This window comes from Streptomyces sp. NPDC057271 (assembly GCF_042668715.1).
GTDB lineage: Bacteria > Actinomycetota > Actinomycetes > Streptomycetales > Streptomycetaceae > Streptomyces.
In genome coordinates, this window is record NZ_JBHUYJ010000038.1 from 7,477 (window position 1) to 30,524 (window position 23,048).

Sequence of the window (23,048 nt, forward strand, 5' to 3'; positions counted from 1 at the left end):
GGCCCGCTGTTCAGGGCGGGCCGCCCCCGGGGGTCGGCGCCGTCCCGTACCGCCAGTGGCGCAGGCGCAGCGCGACGGGCCGCGGCGCGAGGGCGCGGACGCCGGATGGGAGGACGTCCGCGCCCTCGCGGCCTGGGACGGTCAGGCCACTGACGTCCCGGCACTGAGCGGCCGAGAGGGAACCTACGGGCTTCCCGGCGCGCGGTCCGCCTTTCGCGGACGGCTTTGACGGCGCTCTGACGGGTCGTGCCGAAACGCGTCAGAGCGGCGTCAGAATCGCTTCCGCCGACGGAAGAAGGACGTCAACGCTCCTCCGGCGCGGGTGGCACGCGCGGTTTCCTGAGCCGGTCGGATTCGGGCGGGGCAGCCCGCAGTACAAGGGAGTTGATCGCTCGTGAGCGAGGAGAACTGGGTCGGGCTCATGGTGGCCCTGTCACTGGTCGGCTATCTGGCGGCGGCTGTGATGCGTCCGGGGAAGTTCTGAACACCTCTCGGAGAGGTGACTCGTGCCGCCCGCTGCCTGGTCAGGAGTGTCCGGGTAGATTGACCGCCGCCGGTTCGTCGACGGGTTCGATACGCCCCCGGCTATGAAGCGGTGAGTCGAGGGAGGCCGACTGGTGGCTGGGCAGCTGACGAGGGTGCGGCAGTCGCTGTTCGCCGTGCACCCGGCCCGGAGCCTGGTCATGGCCTTCGGCGCGGTGATCCTGCTGGGCACGTTCCTGCTCATGCTGCCGATGTCCTCGGAGGAGGGCGGGGCGACCGGGTTCGTGACCGCCCTGTTCACGTCCACCTCCGCGGTATGCGTGACCGGTCTGGTCGTGGTCGACACCGGGACGTACTGGAGCGGGTTCGGCGAGGGCGTGATCCTCGCGCTGATCCAGGTCGGCGGCTTCGGCATCATGACGATGGCCTCGCTCCTCGCGCTGCTCGTCTCGGGCCGGCTGCGGCTGCGCATGCAGCTGACCGCGGCGGCGGAGACGAAGAGCTTCGGCATCGGCGACGTGCGCCGGGTCCTGCTCGGCGTCGCCGGGACCACGCTGGCGGTGGAGCTCGCGGTGGGGGCCTGGCTCGCGCTGCGCTTCCGGTTCGGTTACGACCGGTCCATCGCCGACTCGGCCTACTCCGGGCTCTTCCACGCCGTCTCCGCCTTCAACAACGCGGGCTTCGGCCTGCACGTCGACAGCCTCACCCCGTACGCGCAGGACCCCTGGGTGACGCTGCCCATCGCCCTGGCGGTCATCCTCGGCGGGCTCGGCTTCCCGGTCCTGCTCGAACTGCTGCGGCACCGGACGCGCAGAAGGCTCACCGGGCGGCGCACCTGGACGCTGCACACCCGGATGACCCTGCTGACCACCCTCGTCCTGCTGCTGACCGGCACGGTGCTCACCTGCCTGCTGGAGTGGACCAACCCCGGCACGCTGGGGCTGTTCGACTGGGACGAGAAGCTCCTCAACGGGTTCTTCCACTCCGCGATGAGCCGCACGGCCGGCTTCAACGCCGTCGACATCGGTGCCATGCATGCCTCCACCCTGCTGATGACCTGCATGCTGATGTTCATCGGCGGCGGCAGCGCGGGCACGGCGGGCGGCATCAAGGTCACCACCTTCGCCGTGCTCGCCGCGGCCATCGTCGCCGAGGTGCGGGGCGAGCCGAACTCCACCGTCATGGGCCGGCGTCTGGCCCCGCACGTGCTGCGCCAGGCCCTGACCGTCGCCCTGTTGGCCGTCGGGCTGGTGATCGGGGCCACGCTCGCCCTGCTGACCGTCTCCTCGGCCCCGATGGAAGCCGTCCTGTTCGAGGCGGTGTCCGCGTTCGGCACCGTCGGCCTGTCCACCGGCATCACGGCCGACTTCCCGGACAGCGGACAGCTCGTGCTCATCCTGCTCATGTTCGTCGGGCGACTCGGCCCGGTCACCCTGGTCTCCGCGCTCGCCCTGCGCGAGCGGACCCGCCGCTACCAGCTACCCGAGGAGCGACCCGTCATTGGGTAACTACCTGCACAACCTGCGCCACCGTCGCCGCAAGCGGCTCGCCCAGCAGTACCCCGAGATGAGCGACCAGCGGGTCGCCGTCATCGGTCTGGGCCGGTTCGGCAGCTCCCTCGCCCTGGAGCTGACCCGGCGTGGCTGGGACGTGCTCGGGATCGACACCGACCCGCAGCTCGTCCAGCGACACAGCGACGCCCTCACGCACTCCGCGGTCGCCGACTGCACGGACCCCGAGGTCCTGCGCCAGCTCGGCGTCCACGACTTCACCAGCGCGGTCGTCGGCATCGGCACCGACATAGAGGCCAGCATCCTGATCGCCTCCAACCTCCTGGAGGAGAACGTCCCCAACATCTGGGCGAAGGCGATCAGCCGCCAGCACGGCCAGATCCTGGAGCGGCTCGGGGTCCACCACGTCGTGCTGCCGGAGCACGAGATGGGCGAGCGGGTGGCCCACCTCGTGACCGGGCGGATGCTCGACTTCATCGAGTTCGACGACGACTACGCCCTGGTGAAGACCGTCGCGCCCGACAGCATCACGGGCGTCCCGCTGAGCGAGAGCGGAGTGCGGTCCAAGCACGGGGTCACGGTCGTCGGCATCAAGCGCCCCGGCGAGGGCTTCACCCACGCGACCGCCGAGACCGTGGTCGCGAAGGGAGACGTCATCATCGTCACCGGCAAGATCCAGGCGGTGGAGGCCTTCGCCGAAATGAGCTGAGGCCGGGCCGGCCGGCGGCCACGGCTCAGGTGGTCGCCGCGGCCGGGAGTTCGGGCCTGACCGGCTGGTGGGACGGTGTCTTGGGCAGTGCGATCACCATGGTCAGCCCGCCGCCCGGGGTGTCCTCGGCGGAGACGGTCCCGCCCATGGCCTCCACGAACCCGCGGGCGACCGCGAGGCCGAGGCCGACACCGGCGCCGCGCGGCGCGTCACCGTACCTCTGGAAGGGCTCGAAGACGGCGTCCTTGGCCTCGTCGGGGATACCGGGCCCGCGGTCGACGACGCGCAGTTCCACACGGTCGCCGATCGCGCTGGCGGCCACCAGGACCGGGGTGCCGGACGGGGTGTACTTGACGGCGTTCTCGACGATGTTGGCCACGGCCCGCTCCAGCAGACCCCGGTCCACCGTGACCATCGGCAGGGTCTCCGGGATGTCCAGGACGACGCTGTCCTCCGGTACGCCGCCCAGCGCCATCGGCACGACCTCGTCGACGTCGGTCTCGCGGAACACCGGCATGACGGTCCCGGTCTGCAGCCGGGACATGTCGAGCAGGTTCCCGACCAGATGGTCCAGGCGGTCGGTGCCCTCCTCGATGCCGGCCAGCAGCTCGGCCTGGTCCTCCTGCGACCACTCGACGTCGTCGGCGCGCAGCGAGGTGACGGCGGCCTTGATGGCGGCCAGCGGGGTGCGCAGGTCGTGGCTGACGGCGGCGAGCAGGGCGGTGCGGATCTTGTTGCCCTCGGCGAGCTTGCGGGCCTCGGCCGCCTCGCCGACCAGGCGCTGACGGTCCAGGACGACGGCGGCCTGGGAGGCGAAGGCGCCCAGAACGCGGCGGTCCTCGGCGGGCAGGACCCGGCCGGTCAGGGCCAGGGCCAGATGGTCGCTGACGGGCATGTCGACGTCCGCGTCCTCGGGGCGGGCGACCGGCCGGGCCTGGCCGACACTGCCCACGCAGGTCCACGGCTCGACGTCGTCGGCCCGCTCCAGCAGGGCGACGGACTCCATGGCGAAGGTCTCCCGCACCCGGTCGAGCAGCGCCTCCAGGCTGGTGTCGCCACGCAGCACACTGCCCGCGAGCAGGGACAGGGTCTCGGACTCCGCCCGCAGCCGGGCGGCCTGCTGGGTGCGGCGCGCCGCGAGGCCGACGACCGACGCCACGGACGCCGCGACGGCGAAGAAGACGAAGAAGGCGAAGATGTTCTCGGGGTCGGCGATGGTCCACGTGTGGACGGGGGGCGTGAAGTACCAGTTCAGGAGCAGTGAGCCGACGGTGGCCGAGGCGAGCGCCGGCCACATCCCGCCCAGCAGCGCCGCCGCGACGGTCACGGCCATGAAGAGCTGCATCTCGTTGGCCAGCCCCGTCCCGCCGCCCATCGACGTCAGCACCAGGGTGAGCAGGAGCGGCCCGGCCACGCCGACCAGCCAGCCCGCCACGAGACGCGGACCCCCGAGACGGCTGCGCTGCCGCTTGGGCAGCCCCCGACCCCGGCCGACCGCGTCGTGCGTGACGATGTGGACGTCCAGGTCGGGGCCCGACTCGCGGGCCACGGTGGCGCTGACCCCGGGCCCGAACACGTACTGCCACGAACGGCGGCGGCTCGCGCCCAGGACGATCTGGGTGGCGTTCACCCCGCGGGCGAACTCCAGCAGCGCGGAGGGGATGTCCTCGCCTATCACGTGGTGGAACGTTCCGCCGAGGTCCTCGACGAGGGTCCGCTGGACGGCCAGCTCCTTGGGCGAGGCGGAGGTGAGGCCGTCGCTGCGGGAGATGTAGACCGCGAGGACCTCGCCGCCGGCGCCCTTCTCGGCGAGCCGGGCAGCCCGCCGGATGAGGGTCCGTCCCTCGGGGCCGCCGGTCAGGCCCACGACGATCCGCTCCCTCGACCCCCAGATCGCCGAGACCTCGTGGTCCGAGCGGTACTGGTTCAGGTACTCGTCGACGCGGTCGGCCACCCACAGCAGCGCCAGCTCCCGCAGGGCGGTGAGGTTGCCGGGCCGGAAGTAGTGGGACAGGGCCGCGTCGATCTTGTCCGGCTTGTAGATGTTCCCGTGCGCCATCCGACGCCGCAGCGCCTCCGGCGACATGTCGACCAGCTCGATCTGGTCGGCGTGGCGGACGACCTCGTCGGGAACCGTCTCCTTCTGCCGTACGCCGGTGATCGACTCGACGACGTCGCCGAGGGACTCCAGGTGCTGGATGTTCGCCGTCGATATGACGTCGATGCCCGCCGCGAGCAGTTCCTCGACGTCCTGCCAGCGCTTGCCGTTGCGCGAGCCGGGGATGTTGGTGTGCGGGAGCTCGTCCACCAGGGCGACGGCGGGCCGGCGGGCCAGCACGGCGTCGACGTCCATCTCGGTGAAGACGCTGCCCCGGTACTCGATGTCCCGGCGCGGGATCTGTTCCAGGCCGTGCAGCATCACCTCCGTGCGCGGCCGGTCGTGGTGCTCGACGAAGGCGACCACACAGTCCGTGCCCCGTTCGACACGGCGGTGGGCCTCGGAGAGCATCGCGTACGTCTTGCCGACGCCCGGCGCCGCGCCGAGGTAGATCCGAAGCTTTCCGCGTCCCATGGGTGCGATCTCTCGTGTCGAAGCAGATGGTTCCGTGGCCGTCGCGGACGATGCCACGACCTGCCCCGGCGGTGCCTGTACGGCCTGCCGACGGGGCCGTCAGCGTGCGGCCAGGTCCTTCAGCGCGAGGTTGAGCCTGAGGACGTTGACGTGCGGCTCCCCGAGGAAGCCGGCGGTGCGGCCCTCGGTGTGATCGTCGACCAGCGTCGTGACCTGCTGCTCGGACAGGCCGTTGGCCTTGGCCACCCGCTTGATCTGGATCTCCGCGTACTCCGGGGAGATGTGCGGGTCGATCGCGGAGGCCGAGCCGGTGACCGCGTCCTTGGGGACCTCGGACTCCGGTACGCCGTTGAACGCGGCCACGGCCTTCTTGGTGTCACCGACCAGCTTGGTCAGCGTCGGGTCGGACGCGCCGAGCTGGCTGGAGCCGGTGGACAGCGGGTCGTACCCGCTGTTGGACGGGCGCGGCTGGAACCACTTCGGGTCCGGCCGGGCCGCCTCGTCCGCGTCGTTCCCCGTCGTTGAATCAGCTGCCGCCTTCTTCGGCAGGTCCCAGGTCTGGCCGATGAGCGCGGAGCCGACCTCCTTGCCCTCCACCTTCACGATCGAGCCGTTGGCCTTGTCGTGGAAGAGGCCCTGGGCGATACCCGTGACCGCGAGGGGATAGAGGATGCCGGTCACGACCGTGAGGACGAGCAGCATGCGCAGCGCGGCCAGGGCCAGGCGTCCCGTGTTCGCTACGGAGTTGTTCACGACGATCAACCGATTCCGGGGATGAGGGAGATGAGCAGGTCGATGAGCTTGATGCCGACGAACGGGGCGATCAGGCCGCCCAGGCCGTAGAGGCCGAGGTTGCGGCGGAGCATCCTGTCCGCGCTGGTCGGCCGGTAGCGCACGCCCTTCAGGGCGAGCGGAACCAGCGCGATGATGATCAGCGCGTTGAAGATGACGGCGGAGAGGATCGCGGACTCCGGCGAGGCCAGGCCCATGATGTTGAGCCTGTCCAGGCCCGGGTAGGCGACCGCGAACATGGCCGGGATGATCGCGAAGTACTTCGCGACGTCGTTGGCGATGGAGAAGGTGGTCAGCGCGCCTCGGGTGATGAGGAGTTGCTTGCCGATCTCGACGATCTCGATGAGCTTGGTCGGGTTGGAGTCGAGGTCGACCATGTTTCCGGCCTCCTTCGCGGCCGACGTGCCCGTGTTCATCGCGACACCGACGTCCGCCTGCGCGAGCGCCGGGGCGTCGTTCGTACCGTCGCCGGTCATCGCGACGAGCTTGCCGCCCGCCTGCTCCCGCTTGATGAGGGCCATCTTGTCCTCGGGGGTCGCTTCGGCGAGGAAGTCGTCGACGCCCGCCTCCTCGGCGATGGCCTTGGCGGTCAGCGGGTTGTCGCCCGTGATCATGATCGTCTTGATGCCCATGCGGCGCAGCTCGTCGAACCGCTCGCGCATGCCGTCCTTGACGACGTCCTTGAGGTGGATGACGCCGAGGACGCGGGCGCCCTTGTCGTCCTTGGCGGCGACGAGCAGCGGGGTGCCGCCGGCCTGGGAGATGCGGTCGGTCAGCTCGCGGGCGTCGGAGGCGACGGTGCCGCCCTGCTCCTCGACCCAGGCGACGACCGAGCCGGTCGCGCCCTTGCGGACCTGACGTCCGTCGACTTCCACACCCGACATACGGGTCTGGGCCGTGAAGGCGATCCACTCGGCGTGGGCGAGTTCGCCCTGGTGACGCTCACGCAGCCCGTACTTCTCCTTGGCGAGGACCACGATGGAGCGGCCCTCGGGCGTCTCGTCGGCGAGCGAGGAGAGCTGGGCGGCGTCGGCGACCTCGGCCTCCGTGGTGCCCTTGACCGGGACGAACTCCGACGCCTGACGGTTGCCCAGGGTGATGGTGCCGGTCTTGTCGAGCAGCAACGTCGACACGTCACCGGCTGCCTCGACCGCGCGACCGGACATCGCGAGGACGTTGCGCTGGACGAGCCGGTCCATACCCGCGATGCCGATCGCGGAGAGCAGCGCGCCGATGGTCGTCGGGATCAGGCAGACCAGCAGGGCGGTCAGGACGATCATCGACGTCTGCTGGTCGGCGCCCGCGTAGATCGCGAACGGCTTCAGCGTGACGACGGCGAGCAGGAAGACGACGGTGAGGGACGCGAGGAGGATGTTGAGGGCGATCTCGTTGGGGGTCTTCTGCCGGGCGGCGCCCTCGACGAGGTTGATCATCCGGTCGATGAAGGTCTCGCCGGGCCTGGTCGTGATCTTGATGACGATCCGGTCGGACAGGACCTTCGTACCGCCGGTGACGGCCGAGCGGTCGCCGCCGGACTCGCGGATGACCGGGGCCGATTCGCCGGTGATGGCGGACTCGTCCACGGACGCGACGCCTTCGACGACGTCACCGTCGCCGGGGATGACGTCGCCGGCCTCGCAGACGACGAGGTCGCCGATCCTCAGCTCCGTACCCGGAACCCGCTCCTCGTTCCTGCCGATGATCCGGCGGGCCACGGTGTCGGTCTTGGCCTTGCGCAGGGTGTCGGCCTGGGCCTTGCCGCGGCCCTCGGCAACGGCCTCCGCCAGGTTGGCGAAGATCGTGGTCAGCCACAGCCAGGCGGTGATCGCCCAGCCGAACCAGTCGCCCGGGTCCTTGACCGCCAGCACGGTGGTGACCACCGAGCCGACCAGGACCACGAACATGACCGGCGACGTGACCATGACCCGCGGGTCGAGCTTGCGCAACGCGTCCGGGAAGGACTTCAGGAGCTGCTTCGGGTCGAACAGACCCCCGCCGACCCGCCCGCCCTCGGGCTTGTGCCCGGTGGGCACGTCCGGGTGCGGCGCCGGGCTCGTCGTCGTGGTGGACATGGCGTCCTCGTGCTTCTCTACGTCGGTGGTCATGCCGCGAGCCCTTCGGCGAGCGGGCCAAGGGCGAGGGCCGGGAAGAACGTCAGACCGGTGATGATCATGATGGTCCCGACCAGGAGCCCGGTGAACAGCGGCTTCTCGGTCCGCAGGGTGCCCGCGGTCTCGGGGACGGGCTTCTGCTCCGCCAGCGAACCCGCGAGCGCGAGGACGAACACCATCGGCAGGAACCGGCCGAGCAGCATGCACAGACCGAGCGCCGTGTTGTGGAACTCGGTGTTCGCACCGAAGCCGGCGAAGGCCGAGCCGTTGTTGTTCGAGGCCGAGGTGTAGGCGTACAGCACCTCGGAGAAGCCGTGCGCTCCGGTGTTGGTCATCGACGACTCACCGTTGCCGGTGGCCATCGCGATCGCCGTGCCGATGAGGACGAGGGCAGGGGTGATGAGGATGTAGCAGGCCGCGAACTTGATCTCGCGGGTGCCGATCTTCCTGCCCAGGTACTCGGGCGTGCGGCCGACCATCAGACCGGCGATGAACACCGCGATGACCGCCATGATCAGCATGCCGTAGAGGCCCGAGCCGACACCGCCGGGCGCGATCTCGCCCAGCATCATGCCGAGCAGCAGCACACCGCCGGACAGACCGCTGAACGAGTCGTGGAACGAGTTGACCGAACCGGTCGACGTCATGGTCGTGGAGACCGCGAACAGGGAGGAAGCCCCCTCGCCGAACCGCTGCTCCTTGCCCTCCATCGCACCGCCCGCGAGCTGCGAGGCGGTGCCCGGGTGGGCGTATTCGAGCCACGTCACCAGGACCACGCCGACGAACCAGATCGTGGCCATCGCGCCGACGATCGCGTAACCCTGCCGGACGCTGCCGACCATCGTGCCGAAGGTGCGCGGCAGCGAGAACGGGATGACGAGCAGCAGGAAGATCGTCAGGAGGTTCGAGAAGCCGTTGGGGTTCTCAAAGGGGTGGGACGAGTTGGCGTTGAAGTAACCGCCGCCGTTGGTGCCCAGGTCCTTGATGGCCTCCTGGGAGGCGACGGCGCCGGGGCTGATGGACTGCGTCTGCCCGGTGACGGTGGTCAGTTCGTGGATGCCGGCGAAGTTCTGGACGGCGCCGGCCGCGACCAGCAGGACCGCGGCGATCACGGAGATCGGGATCAGGATGCGTACGACACCGCGGACCAGGTCGGCCCAGAAGTTGCCCAGCTCACCGGTGCCGGTGGGGGTCCCCCCTGCTCGACGAGCTCGGGACCGGGCGAAGCCACGGACCAGTGCGACGGCCACCGCGATGCCGACAGCGGCCGAGACGAAGTTCTGTACGGCGAGACCGGCGGTCTGGGCGACATGGCCCATGGACGACTCGCCGGAGTACGACTGCCAGTTCGTGTTCGACACGAACGAGGCCGCCGTGTTGAACGCCTGGTCGGGCGTGATCGCCGCGAAGCCGAGCGACCCCGGAAGGTCGTCCTGTATCCGCAGGATCAGGTAGAGGAACAGCACGCTCACGGCGGAGAACGCCAGCACACCGCGCAGGTAGGCGGGCCAGCGCATCTCGGTGTCGGGGTTCGCTCCGACGGCGCGGTAGATCCACTTCTCCACCCGGAGGTGCTTGCCGGAGGAGAAGACGGCGGCCATGTAGTCGCCGAGGGGGCGGTGCGCCAGTGCGAGCGCGACGATCAGCGCGGAGACCTGGAGCACGTCGGCAAGGACGGGGCTCAGAGCCCCCGGAGCGGAAGCGACCGATGTCACCGTCAGAACCTCTCCGGCTTGACGAGGGCGAGGACGAGATAGCCCAGCAGGGCGACGGCCACGACGAGGCCGATGATGTTCTCGGCGGTCACAGCTTTGCCACCCCCTTGGCGATGAGGACCACCAGCGCGAACACCGCGATCGTGGTGACGACGAAGGCCACGTCGGCCATCGCATGCTCCTGGAAGAGGTTCGGAGAGGAACGGACACCCCGAGAAAAGCGCACCCCTGGCGCGAAAGCGCCCCTCGTTGACGACGCCCATACGCCTCCGAAGGCGCTCTTGACGGCATCCATACGGCGTAGTGCCTGGATCACGACGGCGTAGTCCCTGGATCACGCCTCCGGCGGGCGCGCCGTCAGCGTCGCCGCAGCAACCGCACGAGAACGACGGCCACCAGAACGAGTACCGGCAGCAACGAGACGGCCACCCCGACGGCATCCATGCCCACAGCACCCCACCCCGAGATCAGCGGGCCCCGACGTTTCGTCGGCCGGTGCCGCGAACGGGCCCGTTCACCCAGCGTGGCCTTCGTCGGCCCGAGCACGAGGGAGGTTGACGCGGCTCTGATGCCCGCGACGCACGGCTTGACGAGCTCCTGGCGGCGGCAGGCCACGTCACGGTCGGGCCGAGGTCCGGTCGGGCGCCTTGGGGTTCGCGCTCGGCGAGCTTCACCGTGGTGGGCGGCCCGCGGGTCCAAGCTCGGACGGTGTCCGGCACGGCGTCGTAGGGAGGCTCTGCATGCCCAGCACTCTGCTCGGTCCCGGTCGTTCGGGGCGGGCTTGACGGCCGCGCGGGTTCGGGAGGGCTACCGCGCCTACCTCGTCGTGGTACCCGCCGGCTGTCTGGTGGGGCTCGTCGGCGGTGCGTTCCGGTGGGCTCTGGAGCACGCCGATCGGCTGCGCGGCGAGGTGCTGGAGGCCGCCGCCGGGTTCGGCGCCCCGGGATGGCTGATTCCGGTGGCGCTCGCGGCGCTGGGCGCGGCGGTGGCGTGCGCGATCGCGCGGCGGGTTCCGAACGCGGCGGGCAGCGGGATCCAGCACGTGGAAGCGGTGTGGCGTGGGGAGGCCGAATCCGGATCCCGTTCACTGTGGCTGCTGCCGGCGAAGTTCTTCGGCGGTCTCATCGCCATGGGCTCGGGCCTGGTGCTCGGGCGGGAGGGCCCGATCGTGCACATGGGGGCCACGATCGGGTCCGAGGCGGGCCGCCGTACCCGGCTGGGCGCCGAGGACACCCGGCTGCTGCACGCCGCGCTCAGCGGCGCGGGCCTGGCAGCGGCGTTCTCCGCCCCACTCGGCGGACTGCTGTTCGTCTGCGAGGAGGTGACCCGCTCGGTCCGGCCCCGCCTCGTACTGCTCACTCTCATGGGCACGGCCACCGCGGTCGCGTGCTCAGGGCTCCTCGTGGGCGACGCGCCGATCTTCCCCGTCTCCGCCGTACCGGTCCCGGTGTGGACGCTGCCCGTGTTCCTGCTGTTCGGCGCGGCGGCCGGGGCACTGGGCGCGGCCTACAGCGGTCTCGTCGTAGGGATGCTGACCGCGTGCGACCGGCTCACGCGAGCACCGCTCGTGGTGCGGGCGACCGTCATCGGGGCTGTCGTCGGTCTGCTGATGGCGTACGACCCGCTGCTGGCCGGAGGCGGCGACCCGCTGAGCGAGCGGCTGCTGACAGGCGAGAGTCCGGCGGTGGCGGTGCTGGCGCCCTATCTCGCCATCCGGTTCGTGGCGGGGCCGCTCAGCTACGCGGCCGCGACGCCCGGCGGGCTGTTCGCTCCGCTTCTGACCCTGGGCGCCCTGTGGGGCACTCTCGCGCACGCGGTCGCGGCGCCGCTGCTGCCGGCGCAGTCGGTCGGCCCGGGCGCGTTCGCGCTCGCGGGGATGGCCGCCCTGTTCGCCGGGGTCGTACGGGCGCCGATCACGGGCGTCGTACTGGTCGTGGAGATGACCGGCGCCACCACGCTCCTCGTCCCGATGCTGGTCGCCTGCTTCGCCGCGACACTCACCGCGGACCGGCTGGGGAGCGAGCCCATCTACGACAGCCTGCGGCGGCGGATGCCGGCACACTCCTGATCCCCCCGCGCGGAGGGCGGGCCGCTCCCCCGCGCGGAGGGCGGGCCGCTCCGACCACCTAGGGGATCTCCTCCCCGCCGTGGTTCGGGAGAACCCGGCGGCGTTCGACGACAGGGCCTCAGCCCAGGGCCACAGCGCATGCCGCGCAGACGGCTGCTGACAGCAGCATCGCCTCCGCCACGGCATCGGCGACCAGTCTGCGCCGCACCGGGCCGTCCGCCCCAGGCGCACGTCGCCGCCGCTTGTGGTGCCTCCTGAGCTCCACGGCCGCCTTGTCCGAGGTCTTGAAGACCCTGTCGAGCGGCGAGCCCGCGAATCCGACCACGAGGTACCCGTCGCCCTGGGTGTCCGCCACGGTCTCCTTGGGGAGCACCGTCAGACTCCCGGACGGGTCGACCTCGATCTTCCGGATCGACGCGTAAGGCAGCTCATGGCTGAACAGCGGATTGACCACGGTGACGGAGTTCTCGCCGAGGTGTACCCGGCAGCGCGTGACGCGGTAGCAGCACGACCCGGAGACGAGCACCAGCGCCGCCGCGACCCAGCCGTCCGGGTCGTCCCGCAGCAGCGCGTCATGGAGGGCGAAGACGGACGTGCCTCCGAACAGTACGAGGACGAGCACCGCGAGCACCCGGAAGGACCGGCGGCGAAGTACCCGACCGCCCGTCGCAGGGCCGTATTCCATTCCTCTCCCGTCCTCCCCATGTCGCCGGCCCCGGCAAGGGCATCGCATCGACGCGCCCCGAAGACCGGCATGGCCACATCGCCGGACATGTCCCACAGCCAGTCCATGCGCCCCTCTCCCCCGGAAAGAGGCACGGGGCCTCAGGCCTCAGGGAGGCATCAGCCCGCATGAGTGCTGCGGGCAGGCGAACAGGAGGGCGCCGGGCCACCCGCTACACGACCTCGCCGCGGCACCGCCCCCTCCGCTCGCTGCGGCGCAGGGCCGAGCATGCCTTTCGCCGCCGGGGAACACAGTGCCGGGCTCCGGCAGCATCGGCGCCCGAAGACGGACGGCGCGGCCCCCTGACGTCCGGTGCGAGGCGCTGCGGCGGGCATGGCGTCAGGACCCTTCGCGCGGGGCCGCGACCGGGCGGCGCTGACGCGCCCAGGTGACGGCGTCGTTCACCACGGGGTCGTGCTCATGCCCCGGGAGACCCAGTCCGCGAAGGACACGGGTCCGCCGGCCCGTCTCAGGGGGAGGATCTGGTCGCAGGTGGCGCGGCCGTCGAACCACATCTCGCCGCGGTGCGGGCCCGTGACGACGAGAAGGGTGGAGAAGCCGCAGCCGCCCTCCTGGACGTACACCGCGCCGGCCGTCTTCCGTTCCTCCAGCACCCCGCCCTCGCAGTCCCACTCCTCCCAGGCCTCCGCGTCCTCGCGGGGCGGCTCGCGCTCGTCCAGCTCGTCGTCGTAGGCGCGGTACGAGTCGGGGTGCGGGAACGGCTCGGTCAGCAGGTCGTAGTTGGTGAGGGTGTCGCCGTACCAGCCCCAGCCCCGCGGGCCGCGCCACAGCTGTCTGAACCCCTTTCCGACGTTGCCGTGCCGCAGCAGATGCTCGCGGTACTCGACCGGAAAAGTGATCCCGAGCTCCCCCTCCGCCTCCCGTAGGTCCGTCTCGGTCGGCCTCTGCTCCAGCGGAAACCCGTCCCGCCGCATGACTTCAGGGTCCAGGAACCCGTGGCGACGGCCGTCCAAGAGGCGGACGTACTCCGCCCTCCAGTCGATCCTCATGCCGCGAGGTTAGACACCCCGCGCAGGCGGGCGGTCCCGCCCGGCTCGGCGCATTCGCCAGGGCCCGGCCGTAGACCTCCCCGTGCCGGACGGCCGTGAGCGCGAGAACCGGTCAGCAGCCCGGGCCGGCCGGGGTCGGTCGGCCGGGTCAAGGCTCGTCCCCTCGCTTTCCGCCCCTCGCCACGCCCCTCCGGAAGGTGATCCGGATCACTTCCTGTCACAGGGGGCGGTGGTCCGGTGTCTTGTGGTCGACCGCCTTGAGTACAGAGGAGAAGGCCATGCCTGACACGAACGGCACGAAGCACCGCATCGTCGTCCTCGGCGCCGGTTACGCCGGCGCCTACGTCGCCGGGACCCTGGCGCGGCGGCTGGCTCCGGCGGATGCCGAGGTCACCGTGGTGAACGCCGAGCCGGACTTCGTGCAGCGGATGCGGCTGCACCAGCTCGCGGCCGGCCAGGAGATCGAGGCGCCGCGGCTCGCCGACGTCTTCGCGGGAACCGGGATCCGGCTGCGCCTGGCCCGGGTCACCGACGTCGACCCCGAGCGCCGGGTCGTCACCGTGGCCGACACCGACGGTGGCGGTGAGGTCGGCTACGACACGCTCGTCTACGCGCTCGGCAGCCACGGCGCCGACCACGGTGTCCCCGGTGTCGCGGAGCACGCCTTCGACGTCGCCGGCCGGCCCTCCGCGCTGCGGCTGCGTGACCGCCTGGACGGTCTGGAGGCGCGGGGCGAGGGCGGGAAGGTGGTGGTCGTCGGCGACGGGCTGACCGGGATCGAGACCGCCACCGAGGTCGCCGAGTCCCGGCCCGGCCTGTCGGTGACGCTGATCGCCCGCGGCGAGCTGGCCACCCCACTCTCCGCCGGGGCCCGCGACCACCTGCGTCGGGCCTGCGACCGGCTCGGCATCACCGTCCTGGAGCGCACCAGCGTGGAAGCCGTCGAAGCGGCGCGGGTGCTCTGTGCGGACGGCACCGTCCTGCCGTCCGACGCGACCGTGTGGACGGCCGGGTTCGCGGTCGCCCCGATCGCCGCCGCTGCCGGGCTTGAGGTCACCGACAGCGGCCGGATCGCCGTCGACCGCACCATGCGCTCGGTCTCGCACCCGAACGTGTATGCCGTCGGCGACAGCGCCCACACCATCGGCGACAACGGCCTTCCCCTTCCCATGTCCTGCGCCTCGGCCGGCTACACCGGCCGGCAGGCGACGACCGCGATCGTGGCCCGCCTGACCGGCGGCAAGGTCAAGCAGACCGGGCTGGAGTACGTGGGCAACCACATCAGCCTCGGGCGGCGCGACGGCCTCCTGCAGATGGTCGACCACGACGCGCGGGCGAAGCCGAAGTACCTGGGCGGCCGGAAAGCCGCGCGGATCAAGGCCGGCATCCTCCGCATGTCGCTGTGGAGCACCTCTCACCCCTCCTTCGGTCTGCCCACCCGAAAGCAGCGTCTGGCCGACACGCGGGAATCGAGCGGCCAGACAGCGGCCCGCCCGGTCGGCAGCGCAGAAGCCGCCCCTGCCTGAGCCGTCGGATCGAGCGCCGACAGGCCGCTCACGGCCACCCCGCGTCAGGCGTCGAAGCGGTGGCGGGAGGCGTCGATGTGACCGAGATACCGGTGTGTCCAGTCGCACAGTCCGTCGATCGTCACCCGAAGGGCCCGGCCCGGCGCGGTGAGGGCGTATTCGACCCGCGGCGGCACAACGGGGTGGACCGTCCGCTCGACCAGGCCGTTGCGCTCCAGCATGCGCAGGTTCTGGGTGAGCATCTTGTGGCTGATGCCCTCGACATCGTTCCGCAGTTCGCTGAAGCGCAGGGTGTGCTCCCCCAGTGCTTCGATGATCAGGAGCGCCCACTTGTTGGCGATGTCCGAGAAGATCTCCCGTGCCAGGGAGTCCGCCCGCCTGAGGTCCGCGTCCTCGGGCGAGCCGCTGAGCTGCTTGGTTCCCATCAGGTTCCCCAGTCACCGAAAAGTGCGTTCTTCCACGTCAGCGGTCACTCTCCTACGGTCACTGAGTAACCACAAGAGAGCGGCTCTCAACAACGGAGGCAGACAGCATGACCATCACCCTGGTGAACCCCGAAGGACTGCCGGAAGTCGACGCCTACCGGCAGGTGTCGATCGCGACCGGGTCGAAGCTGGTCTTCATCGCCGGGCAGGTCGCCTGGGACGCCGACGGTGCCACGGTCGGCGAAGGCGACCTCGCCGCTCAGACGGAGCAGTGCTACCTCAACGTCGGCACCGCGCTGGCCGGGGTCGGCGGCTCCTTCGACGACGTGGCGAAGCTGACCGTCTACGTCGTCGACTGGACCCCCGACAAGATGCCCCAGCTCGTGGAGGGGCTCGGTCGGGCGGCCGCGAAGCTGGGCGTCACCGCGACGCCGCCGGCCTCGCTGCTGGGCGTCGCGGCACTGCACGTACCGGACCATCTGGTCGAGATCGAGGCAACCGCCGTGCTCGGCTGAGGTGGAAGACGCCTGGTGTCTTCCTTATGCCCTCGCAGCGCCGGCCCGCGTACGGATGCGGGCCGGCGCGCCGTCGGAGGCCGCGGGGCTCTTGGACCGCGCGGGGCTCTCACCGCCGGCGTCGGCGGCCGGCAGACGGAGTCCGAGGTGCGGACCGCACGCACGGGAACTCGCACGGTCCCGGTCCCGGCCGGGCGACGCGCCGCACGCGCTCGACGACTTCGCGGACGCTACCCCGGTATGGGCGGCACGCAGCGAACTCCGCTCGGGACGTGCCGGGTTCGCGAGGCGGCGCGCGCGGAGTGAGGTGCCGCGGCCGTACGCACCGGAGGACGTCCCGGCGAGGTCGACGCGCGGATCGCACTCGGCGCGGCCCGTTCCGGGCTCGGCGGCCGGGCGGTGACGGACCCTCGGGCCGGGCGAGCGAGGGCTGCGGCGCGGTGGGCGAGACCGGTGACGGACCCTCGGGCCGGGCGAGCGAGGGCTGCGGCGCGGTGGGCGAGACCGGTGACGGTCGGCAGCACTCGCCGAGCGGCATTCCGGGCTCCGGCGCACGGAGGCCGGGAAGGCAGGGGCCTTCCGGCGAAGGGCGGTCTAGATGCGGGCGAACTTCTCGGTCTGGTGGACGAGTTCCTCAGCCATGGTCGCGCTGACCGTGGGCCTGGTCTCGCCGATCGTACGCAGGTAGTCCTCGGTGGTGGGGCGGGTCCTCGCTCCGGTGTCGAAGGTCCGCTCGAACTGCACCTGGGAGACGGTGCGCGCCACATGGGCGATGTCGGCAGGGGTGAACCCCTCGCTGGCGGACGCCAGCGCCGCGCTGTCGGCCTCAGCGCCCGCTCGGGCCAGGTAGCTCTTCCACAGCGCGGTCCTCGCACGCTGGTCGGGCGGGCCGATCGGCAGCACGTAGTCGAAACGGCCGTGCCGCAGGAACGCGGAGTCGAGCGTGGTCACGTCGTTCGTGGCGCAGACCAGCAGCCGCCCGTCCTGGCCCCGGAACCGGACGATCGCCTTGAGCAGTTCATTGACGACACCGACCGCGGTCGCGTCCGCACCGCTCCGGGTCCCCGCGATCTCCTCGACCTCGTCGATGAAGACCAGGACGTGGTCGAGCCGGGCGATCTCGTCGAAACGCCGGTTCAGCCCGCTGGCCAGCCCGTACTCGGCGGCGAGCCGGGCGGGGAACAGTTCGAGGAACGGCCATCGAAGACGGCTGGCGATCGCGTGCGCGAACGTGCTCTTCCCCGTCCCGGGCGGCCCGAACAGCATCACCGCCCGCGGCAGTTCCACTCCGTGCTGGGCGGCCATCTCGGGATGGGCCAGCGGCAGGACGAGGCGTCGCTCGATGAGCTCCTTCTCCCTCTGCATGCCCGCGACCTTCTGCCACAGCCCTCCGGGCGGCAGCTCCGCGCCCAGTGACGCGAGCATGCTGACCGCCTGAGGGGTCACTCGCCCGCGCTTCTCGAAGAAGACCAGGCCCGGACGGGCGCCGAAGCCACAGTTGTGCAGGGCTGTGGCACCGGTCTCGCCGTCGGGCAGCACCGCGTGCACCGTTCGCACGCCACCGGCGAACAGCCGGTGCTCCAGGGCCGTGATCAGGTCACTGCCCAGCCCCTGGTGCCGCCAGGCAGGCGCCATGCTGATGCGCAGGATCCAGGCCCGGTCACCCTCGACCCTGCTCACCGCGGCACCGATCACCTCCTCGTCCGCGGTGGCCACCACCGCCGGGTGGAGAGCCTGGAGGGCGGCCACTGCGTCCGAGAGCGGAAAGAGAGGTGACTCCTCGGCCCTGCCGCTCTCCGCGTCGACTCGGATCACCGCTTCGAGATCGTCCTGGGCGTAGTCCCTGACACGCCAACCCGTCATGGCCGGCTCCGCGTGCTCGGCCGTACTGCCATCTTCGGCCGATGTGCGCGGGACGCGCACGCCGGGTCCGGGTGGGCGGGCCGACCCGGACCGTGCTCACGGATGTCCGCCATCCGGATCATGCGGACTCCTCGCGGTCGGCCGCCGGTTCGGGAAGCGCGGCGACGAGGATCTCGGCGGCCTGGGTGACGTTGTCGGCCCGGACCGCACGGGCCATGGCGTCACGTGCCGCGTCCGGTGTGGTGTCCGGGGGCACCACCATGAGGGCGAAGTGGTCGCTGTCGCCCCGGGTGATGAGGACGGTGTCGTCGCCGACGGGGAAGGAGTCGAGGTGTACGACACGGTCGTCGACGACCACGCGGGTCGGGACCTCCTCCCAGGCGTCCGTGTCCAGGCCGACACGCGCGATGGGGCCGAGGTGCGCGGTGAGCGCCTGGATCAGAGCGGGCAGCTCGGTCGCCACGTCCCGGGAGCGCGGCCACCAGGCGCCGTCCAGGACGCCTTCGCGGGAGTGCGTCGTCCGCAGCCGCAGCAGGGCTGTTCCGGGCCTCACCGCTCGGTAGATCTCGTCCGGAAGGAGCTTGGGAGGGGTGGGAGTGTCGGATTCGGCCGCCATGGTGGTCCGCCTGCCTGTGGGGGGCCGCCGACATCTCATGGCCGGCGCGATACCGCCGTGGTCTCACGGTACTCCGCGTGCCGGCGGTCACGCCCGTGGCCGGCCTGCCACCGGTCACGACCGTGGTCGGCGACCGGGCGGTGGCCCGGTGGGAATCGGAGGCCGATGAGGGAGAACGCGGCTGAGCCGGAGTGCCCGATGGCCCGGTGGCCCGATGGCCCGCTGCTCCCGACGTCTCATGTCGCCTCGTGGCGCCGCCGGTGCCGGTGCCCGACCTCGCGCGCGAGGTCCAGTCCGAGGACGCGGTCGAGAAAGGCGAACGTCTCGAACTTGGCCCCGGCCGGTACGTCGGCCCGCTCCGCCACGGTGCCCAGCATCTCCAGGACGGCGGGGACGCCGAGATCATCAGCCAGCACCGCATGGGCGTGTCGCAGCAGGTCGGCAGGGACCGGCCTGGACGGCTCCTCCGCCCAGTCGGCCACCAGCTGCCGCCAGTGCCCCAGCGTCAGCCCGGCTTCGTCGAGCGCGGTGCCGGTGACCGTGACCGGCGTGCGGTAGGTGTGGCCGAGCATCAGCATCCTCACGGCCAGCGGATCGGTCCCCTCCGGGGCGAAGGCGACGCCTCTCTCCCGGGATGCCGGGTCGACCCTGCCCACGTCGACGCGGGCCCCTTCGACCGTGTCCGGTACGGCGGTCCCGGACGCGTCCACGTGTACGTCGGCGGCGGCGCAGAGTGGTCCGGTCAGATGGCCACCGACGGAGCCGGGCGGGTGGACGCCGAGAGCGGACATGGCGCGATCAAGCGCCTGGCCCTGCTCGGGCGGCAGGTCCGGCGCGGCGAGGAATGTGCGGGACTGCAGGCCGTGCAGCTCCGCCGTGCGCGCCAGTACGTCACCGACCAGGAGCGCCCGCAGGTCCGCCAAGCCGATCCCGGCGTCGCTGACCGGAAGGTGGACGCAGATGCTCAGCAGATGGCGGCTTACGGAAGGAAGCTCCACGAGGTGGCCGGTGCGGGCGTCGACGATACGCAGCATGCTGCGGAGGCTAGTCGTGGAAACCCCCGGAGAAGCGGCGGCGCGACGGCTTCCGCCGACCTCCTCACCGGCCAAACGCTGCGCCCGGGGCGGGGGAATATCTGTGCTCGCGGTCCGAGAATTTGACGACCCGCTCAAGGAGAGTTTCTGCCACGGCGCGCAGGGAGAAATATTCCGACGCACACAGATCACTGCGGCGTGCTACTGTCGAAGTCGGTTGCAGTTTTGGTACCCAAAAAACTCAAGCGCCTCCGGTTGGCTCCGCGCCGCCGGAAGCGCTTTGTATTTCCGGTCATTTTCCGGGCAGGGCATCATCGCGGCGACACGGTATCGGCAAAGTGCGGATACCAGCGTATTGCCCAAAGGAGATATGACATGGCTGCAGGCACCGTGAAGTGGTTCAACGCGGAAAAGGGTTTCGGCTTCATCGAGCAGGACGGTGGCGGCCCCGACGTGTTCGCCCACTTCTCGAACATCGCCGCCCAGGGCTTCCGTGAACTCCAGGAAGGCCAGAAGGTCACCTTCGACATCGCGCAGGGCCAGAAGGGCCCGACGGCCGAGAACATCGTTGCCGCCTGAGACCCACACGCAATTCGTAGCTGGGGCCCGCATCCCTCGGGGTGCGGGCCCCAGCTGCACGCGTTCCGCGGTGTTTTCACCGGCGGGACCCGATCTTCAGGTACTACAGCTCCTCGGAGCTGTGCCCGTCGGGGCAGTGGATTCACCTCCACACACCCTCGCCTTTTCCGCTTGCGCTGCCGCTGATTCCTCGCGGGCCAAGCTCTCTTCGTATTCCGTTCCGGCCCGTGCCTGTAATTCCCCGCGCTGTTCATCGGCTGCCGGAATTCCTCGATACGCGCCGTATCAAGGAAGGTTCTGAATGAACCCGTCACGCACGAACAGCCGCTCTTCCCGTGCCCGCCGCAACGGCGGCCACTCGTACGGTTCCACCGCCGGTTCGGTACGGGGCAGCCGCTTCGGTTCGTCCGCCCCGAGCCGTTCGTCCGCCCCGAGCCGTTCGGGCAGCCCGAGCCGTTCGGGCGGTTACGGCCGACGGCCCGCCGCGGTGCAGGGAGAGTTCGCCCTGCCGAAGACGATCACTCCGGCTCTGCCCGCTGTCGAGGCGTTCAGCGAACTCGACATGCCCAGGGGCCTGTTGGCCGCGCTCACCGCGCAGGGCGTCTCCGTGCCGTTCCCCATCCAGGGCGCGACGCTGCCGAACTCCCTGGCGGGCCGTGACGTCCTGGGTCGCGGACGGACCGGGTCCGGCAAGACCCTCGCCTTCGGGCTGGCCCTGCTGGCCCGCACCGCCGGGCAGCACGCCGAGCCCCGTCAGCCTCTGGCGCTGGTTCTGGTCCCCACCCGGGAACTCGCCCAGCAGGTCACCGACGCCCTCACGCCCTACGCCCGCGCCGTGAAGCTGCGCCTGGCCACCGTCGTCGGCGGGATGCCGATCGGGAGGCAGGCGAGTGCGCTGCGCGGTGGTGTCGAGGTCGTCGTGGCCACCCCCGGCCGCCTCAAGGACCTCATCGACCGCGGTGACTGCCGACTGGACCAGGTCGCCGTCACCGTCCTCGACGAGGCCGACCAGATGGCCGACATGGGCTTCATGCCGCAGGTCACCGCGCTCCTGGACCAGGTCCGCTCCGAGGGCCAGCGCATGCTGTTCTCCGCCACCCTCGACCGCAACGTCGACCTCCTGGTCCGCCGCTACCTCACCGACCCCGTCGTCCACTCCGTGGACCCCTCCCAGGGCGCGGTCACCACGATGGAGCATCACGTCCTGCACGTGCACGGTGCCGACAAGCACCGGCTGACGACGGAGATCGCGGCGCGCGACGGCCGGGTGATCATGTTCCTGGACACCAAGCACGCCGTGGACCGCCTCACCGAGGATCTCCTCGCCAGCGGTGTCCGGGCCGCGGCCCTGCACGGCGGGAAGTCGCAGCCGCAGCGCACCCGTACCCTCACCCAGTTCAAGACGGGTCACGTCACCGTCCTGGTCGCGACGAACGTCGCGGCGCGAGGCATTCACGTCGACAACCTCGACCTCGTCGTCAACGTGGACCCGCCGACCGACCACAAGGACTACCTGCACCGGGGCGGCCGTACCGCGCGGGCCGGCGAGTCCGGCAGCGTCGTCACCCTGGTCACGCCCCAGCAGCGGCGCGACATGACCCGCCTCATGGCGGCCGCCGGCATCGTGCCCCGGACCACCCAGGTCCGTTCCGGCGAGGAGGAGCTGCGCCGGATCACGGGCGCCCAGGCCCCTTCCGGCGTCCCCGTGACGATCACCGCGCCGCCGGCCGAGCGGCGCAAGCGCGGCGCGGCCTCCCGCGGTCGGCGCCGTCCCGCTTCGGCTGCCCGGCGCGGCGACGTGCGACGTACCTCCGCGGCGGCCTGACACCGCGTGACCCGGAAGCCGACCCCATCTCCGCTCCCCGCAGGAGGCACGTTGTGACGCTCGTCCAGATGCAGCCCCACCCGCCGCAGGCCGCACTCGTCCACGGGACGGTGGCCGACGACGTGGACACGGCAGGACCGCAGGTCTGCGACGACATGACCGTCGAGGTCGCGCTGTCCGTCATGGCGAGCGCCCGCACCGGGCACCTGCTCGTCTGCGACAACGACGGTCTGTGCACCGGACTGATCACCCAGGCTCAGCTCAGCACCGTACGCGACAGCTCCGCCTACACGGACCGGCTCCAGCTGCGTGACATCCCCGGCGACCACGGGCCGCTCACCTCGCCCGCCGGCACGGTCGCCGGGCACGCCACGCATCGCCGCCGTCCCGCCACCCTGTCCGACCTGGCCGGACAGGACAGCGCTCCGGGCGCCCTCGCCCTCGCCCCTGTCCGCTGAACCGTCTCACCAAGGCGGAACCATCCCCTCCTCTCCCTGTGAGGCATCGTGCGCTGTGTCATCGCCCGCTTCCCGTTCGAGCTCACCAAGAGCGGCGTCCTGGACTCCATGAAGGGCGTCAAGCCCGAGGAGGTCGTCGGCGAGTCCGTGGTCATCGGCCGCCGCGCCTACCCCGTCAAGCAGGTCGGCCAGATCATCACCCGCCAGGACCGGCGCGATTTCACAGCGGCCGAGGTCCTCCGGGCCATGACCAAGCTCGGCTTCACCTGCCGCGGCCTTCCCCGGACCGCCGCGCCCGCCGACGGCCTCGACCCGCTCCAGCACGCCTCCGCGCTGCTCGGCGCCCCGGTGGCGGTCTGACCGTCCGACCGCGTCCTCGAAGCGCGAGCCGACACCCGAACGGCCGGAGGGGCCCAACCGCACCCACCCGTCTGGGCCCCCCCCCTCCCCCCTGTCTTTCCCCCCTGCGTGAAATCCGCGGGCGGAACAACCGAAACCCCCCCCCCTCCCCG

Annotated in this window: 23 protein-coding genes; 11 read left to right on the forward strand and 12 right to left on the reverse strand. The window is 71.2% G+C overall.

Annotation, left to right across the window (positions count from 1 at the left end; translation table 11 throughout):
• The 4 genes from ACFUJR_RS19020 to ACFUJR_RS19035 all read left to right on the forward strand — a co-directional run.
• The coding region (locus ACFUJR_RS19020) for a hypothetical protein (protein WP_383450562.1) at nt 1-229 on the forward strand (229 nt) is incomplete at its 5' end.
• A gap of 165 nt (nt 230-394) precedes the next feature.
• Nucleotides 395-484, forward strand: a complete 90-nt coding sequence (locus ACFUJR_RS19025; protein WP_327165486.1) for a potassium-transporting ATPase subunit F — start codon at nt 395-397, stop codon at nt 482-484.
• Nucleotides 485-617: 133 nt separating this feature from the next.
• The gene (locus ACFUJR_RS19030) at nt 618-1,991 is read left to right on the forward strand and encodes a TrkH family potassium uptake protein (RefSeq protein WP_383172172.1); all 1,374 of its coding nucleotides are present in this window, start codon (nt 618-620) and stop codon (nt 1,989-1,991) included.
• Complete coding sequence (locus ACFUJR_RS19035; protein WP_383172174.1) at nt 1,984-2,703, forward strand: potassium channel family protein; 720 nt, start codon at nt 1,984-1,986, stop codon at nt 2,701-2,703. Before ACFUJR_RS19030 ends, ACFUJR_RS19035 begins: the two co-directional genes overlap by 8 nt.
• Nucleotides 2,704-2,728: 25 nt before the next feature.
• Here ACFUJR_RS19035 and ACFUJR_RS19040 read toward each other — a convergent pair whose 3' ends face one another.
• The 6 genes from ACFUJR_RS19040 to ACFUJR_RS19065 all read right to left on the reverse strand — a co-directional run bounded on the left by ACFUJR_RS19040 (nt 2,729) and on the right by ACFUJR_RS19065 (nt 10,119).
• On the reverse strand, nt 2,729-5,275 hold the full coding sequence (locus ACFUJR_RS19040; protein ID WP_383172176.1) for an ATP-binding protein: 2,547 nt from the start codon (nt 5,273-5,275) through the stop codon (nt 2,729-2,731).
• Between the two features lie 99 nt (nt 5,276-5,374).
• Nucleotides 5,375-6,028, reverse strand: a complete 654-nt coding sequence (gene kdpC, locus ACFUJR_RS19045; protein ID WP_383172178.1) for a K(+)-transporting ATPase subunit C — start codon at nt 6,026-6,028, stop codon at nt 5,375-5,377.
• A 5-nt stretch (nt 6,029-6,033) separates the two neighbouring features.
• The gene (kdpB, locus tag ACFUJR_RS19050; protein WP_383172180.1) at nt 6,034-8,172 is read right to left on the reverse strand and encodes a potassium-transporting ATPase subunit KdpB; all 2,139 of its coding nucleotides are present in this window, start codon (nt 8,170-8,172) and stop codon (nt 6,034-6,036) included.
• Entirely contained in the window at nt 8,169-9,863 is a 1,695-nt protein-coding gene (gene kdpA, locus ACFUJR_RS19055; RefSeq protein ID WP_383172211.1) for a potassium-transporting ATPase subunit KdpA, read from the reverse strand. Before kdpA ends, kdpB begins: the two co-directional genes overlap by 4 nt.
• Nucleotides 9,864-9,895: 32 nt before the next feature.
• Nucleotides 9,896-9,985 carry a K(+)-transporting ATPase subunit F gene (gene kdpF / locus ACFUJR_RS19060; protein ID WP_019888110.1) on the reverse strand — a complete coding sequence of 30 codons (90 nt, stop codon included), beginning with the start codon at nt 9,983-9,985 and terminating at the stop codon, nt 9,896-9,898.
• The gene (locus ACFUJR_RS19065) at nt 9,982-10,119 is read right to left on the reverse strand and encodes a hypothetical protein (protein WP_248504024.1); all 138 of its coding nucleotides are present in this window, start codon (nt 10,117-10,119) and stop codon (nt 9,982-9,984) included. Before ACFUJR_RS19065 ends, kdpF begins: the two co-directional genes overlap by 4 nt.
• A 555-nt stretch (nt 10,120-10,674) precedes the next feature.
• On the opposite strand from ACFUJR_RS19065, the gene ACFUJR_RS19070 reads away from it, so the two are divergent.
• The gene (locus tag ACFUJR_RS19070) at nt 10,675-11,961 is read left to right on the forward strand and encodes a ClC family H(+)/Cl(-) exchange transporter (protein ID WP_383172184.1); all 1,287 of its coding nucleotides are present in this window, start codon (nt 10,675-10,677) and stop codon (nt 11,959-11,961) included.
• A gap of 118 nt (nt 11,962-12,079) precedes the next feature.
• On the opposite strand, the gene ACFUJR_RS19075 is transcribed toward ACFUJR_RS19070, so the two are convergent.
• Nucleotides 12,080-12,646, reverse strand: a complete 567-nt coding sequence (locus tag ACFUJR_RS19075) for a PH domain-containing protein (RefSeq protein ID WP_383172186.1) — start codon at nt 12,644-12,646, stop codon at nt 12,080-12,082.
• 440 nt (nt 12,647-13,086) lie between these two features.
• The gene (locus ACFUJR_RS19080; RefSeq protein ID WP_383172188.1) at nt 13,087-13,695 is read right to left on the reverse strand and encodes an SMI1/KNR4 family protein; all 609 of its coding nucleotides are present in this window, start codon (nt 13,693-13,695) and stop codon (nt 13,087-13,089) included.
• 278 nt (nt 13,696-13,973) lie between these two features.
• Between ACFUJR_RS19080 and ACFUJR_RS19085 the strand changes: the two genes are divergently transcribed.
• Nucleotides 13,974-15,221 (forward strand): NAD(P)/FAD-dependent oxidoreductase, encoded by a 1,248-nt coding sequence (locus tag ACFUJR_RS19085; protein WP_383172190.1) that lies wholly within the window; start codon nt 13,974-13,976, stop codon nt 15,219-15,221.
• 44 nt (nt 15,222-15,265) lie between these two features.
• On the opposite strand, the gene ACFUJR_RS19090 is transcribed toward ACFUJR_RS19085, so the two are convergent.
• A complete protein-coding gene (locus tag ACFUJR_RS19090) occupies nt 15,266-15,646 on the reverse strand; it encodes a winged helix-turn-helix transcriptional regulator (RefSeq protein WP_383172194.1) in 381 nt (126 codons plus the stop codon).
• A gap of 107 nt (nt 15,647-15,753) precedes the next feature.
• Here ACFUJR_RS19090 and ACFUJR_RS19095 point away from each other — a divergent pair, with 107 nt between their 5' ends.
• Nucleotides 15,754-16,161: a RidA family protein gene (locus ACFUJR_RS19095; RefSeq protein WP_383172196.1), complete on the forward strand. Its 408-nt coding sequence runs from the start codon at nt 15,754-15,756 to the stop codon at nt 16,159-16,161.
• A gap of 594 nt (nt 16,162-16,755) precedes the next feature.
• Here the strand turns inward: ACFUJR_RS19095 and ACFUJR_RS19100 are convergent.
• The 3 genes from ACFUJR_RS19100 to ACFUJR_RS19110 form a co-directional block, all read right to left on the reverse strand.
• Complete coding sequence (locus ACFUJR_RS19100; RefSeq protein WP_383172198.1) at nt 16,756-18,024, reverse strand: ATP-binding protein; 1,269 nt, start codon at nt 18,022-18,024, stop codon at nt 16,756-16,758.
• Nucleotides 18,025-18,142: 118 nt separating this feature from the next.
• Nucleotides 18,143-18,640 carry a DUF5994 family protein gene (locus tag ACFUJR_RS19105; protein WP_383172200.1) on the reverse strand — a complete coding sequence of 166 codons (498 nt, stop codon included), beginning with the start codon at nt 18,638-18,640 and terminating at the stop codon, nt 18,143-18,145.
• A 236-nt stretch (nt 18,641-18,876) separates the two neighbouring features.
• The gene (locus ACFUJR_RS19110; protein ID WP_383172203.1) at nt 18,877-19,674 is read right to left on the reverse strand and encodes a hypothetical protein; all 798 of its coding nucleotides are present in this window, start codon (nt 19,672-19,674) and stop codon (nt 18,877-18,879) included.
• A gap of 375 nt (nt 19,675-20,049) precedes the next feature.
• Here ACFUJR_RS19110 and ACFUJR_RS19115 point away from each other — a divergent pair, with 375 nt between their 5' ends.
• The 4 genes from ACFUJR_RS19115 (at nt 20,050) to ACFUJR_RS19130 (ending at nt 22,896) form a co-directional block, all read left to right on the forward strand.
• Nucleotides 20,050-20,253: a cold-shock protein gene (locus tag ACFUJR_RS19115; protein WP_156725637.1), complete on the forward strand. Its 204-nt coding sequence runs from the start codon at nt 20,050-20,052 to the stop codon at nt 20,251-20,253.
• 301 nt (nt 20,254-20,554) lie between these two features.
• A complete protein-coding gene (locus tag ACFUJR_RS19120; protein WP_383172205.1) occupies nt 20,555-22,078 on the forward strand; it encodes a DEAD/DEAH box helicase in 1,524 nt (507 codons plus the stop codon).
• Nucleotides 22,079-22,131: 53 nt separating this feature from the next.
• Complete coding sequence (locus ACFUJR_RS19125) at nt 22,132-22,536, forward strand: hypothetical protein (protein ID WP_383172207.1); 405 nt, start codon at nt 22,132-22,134, stop codon at nt 22,534-22,536.
• A 48-nt stretch (nt 22,537-22,584) separates the two neighbouring features.
• Nucleotides 22,585-22,896, forward strand: coding sequence for an SCO5918 family protein (locus ACFUJR_RS19130; RefSeq protein WP_383172209.1), 312 nt, complete (start codon nt 22,585-22,587; stop codon nt 22,894-22,896).
• Nucleotides 22,897-23,048: the final 152 nt, after the last annotated feature.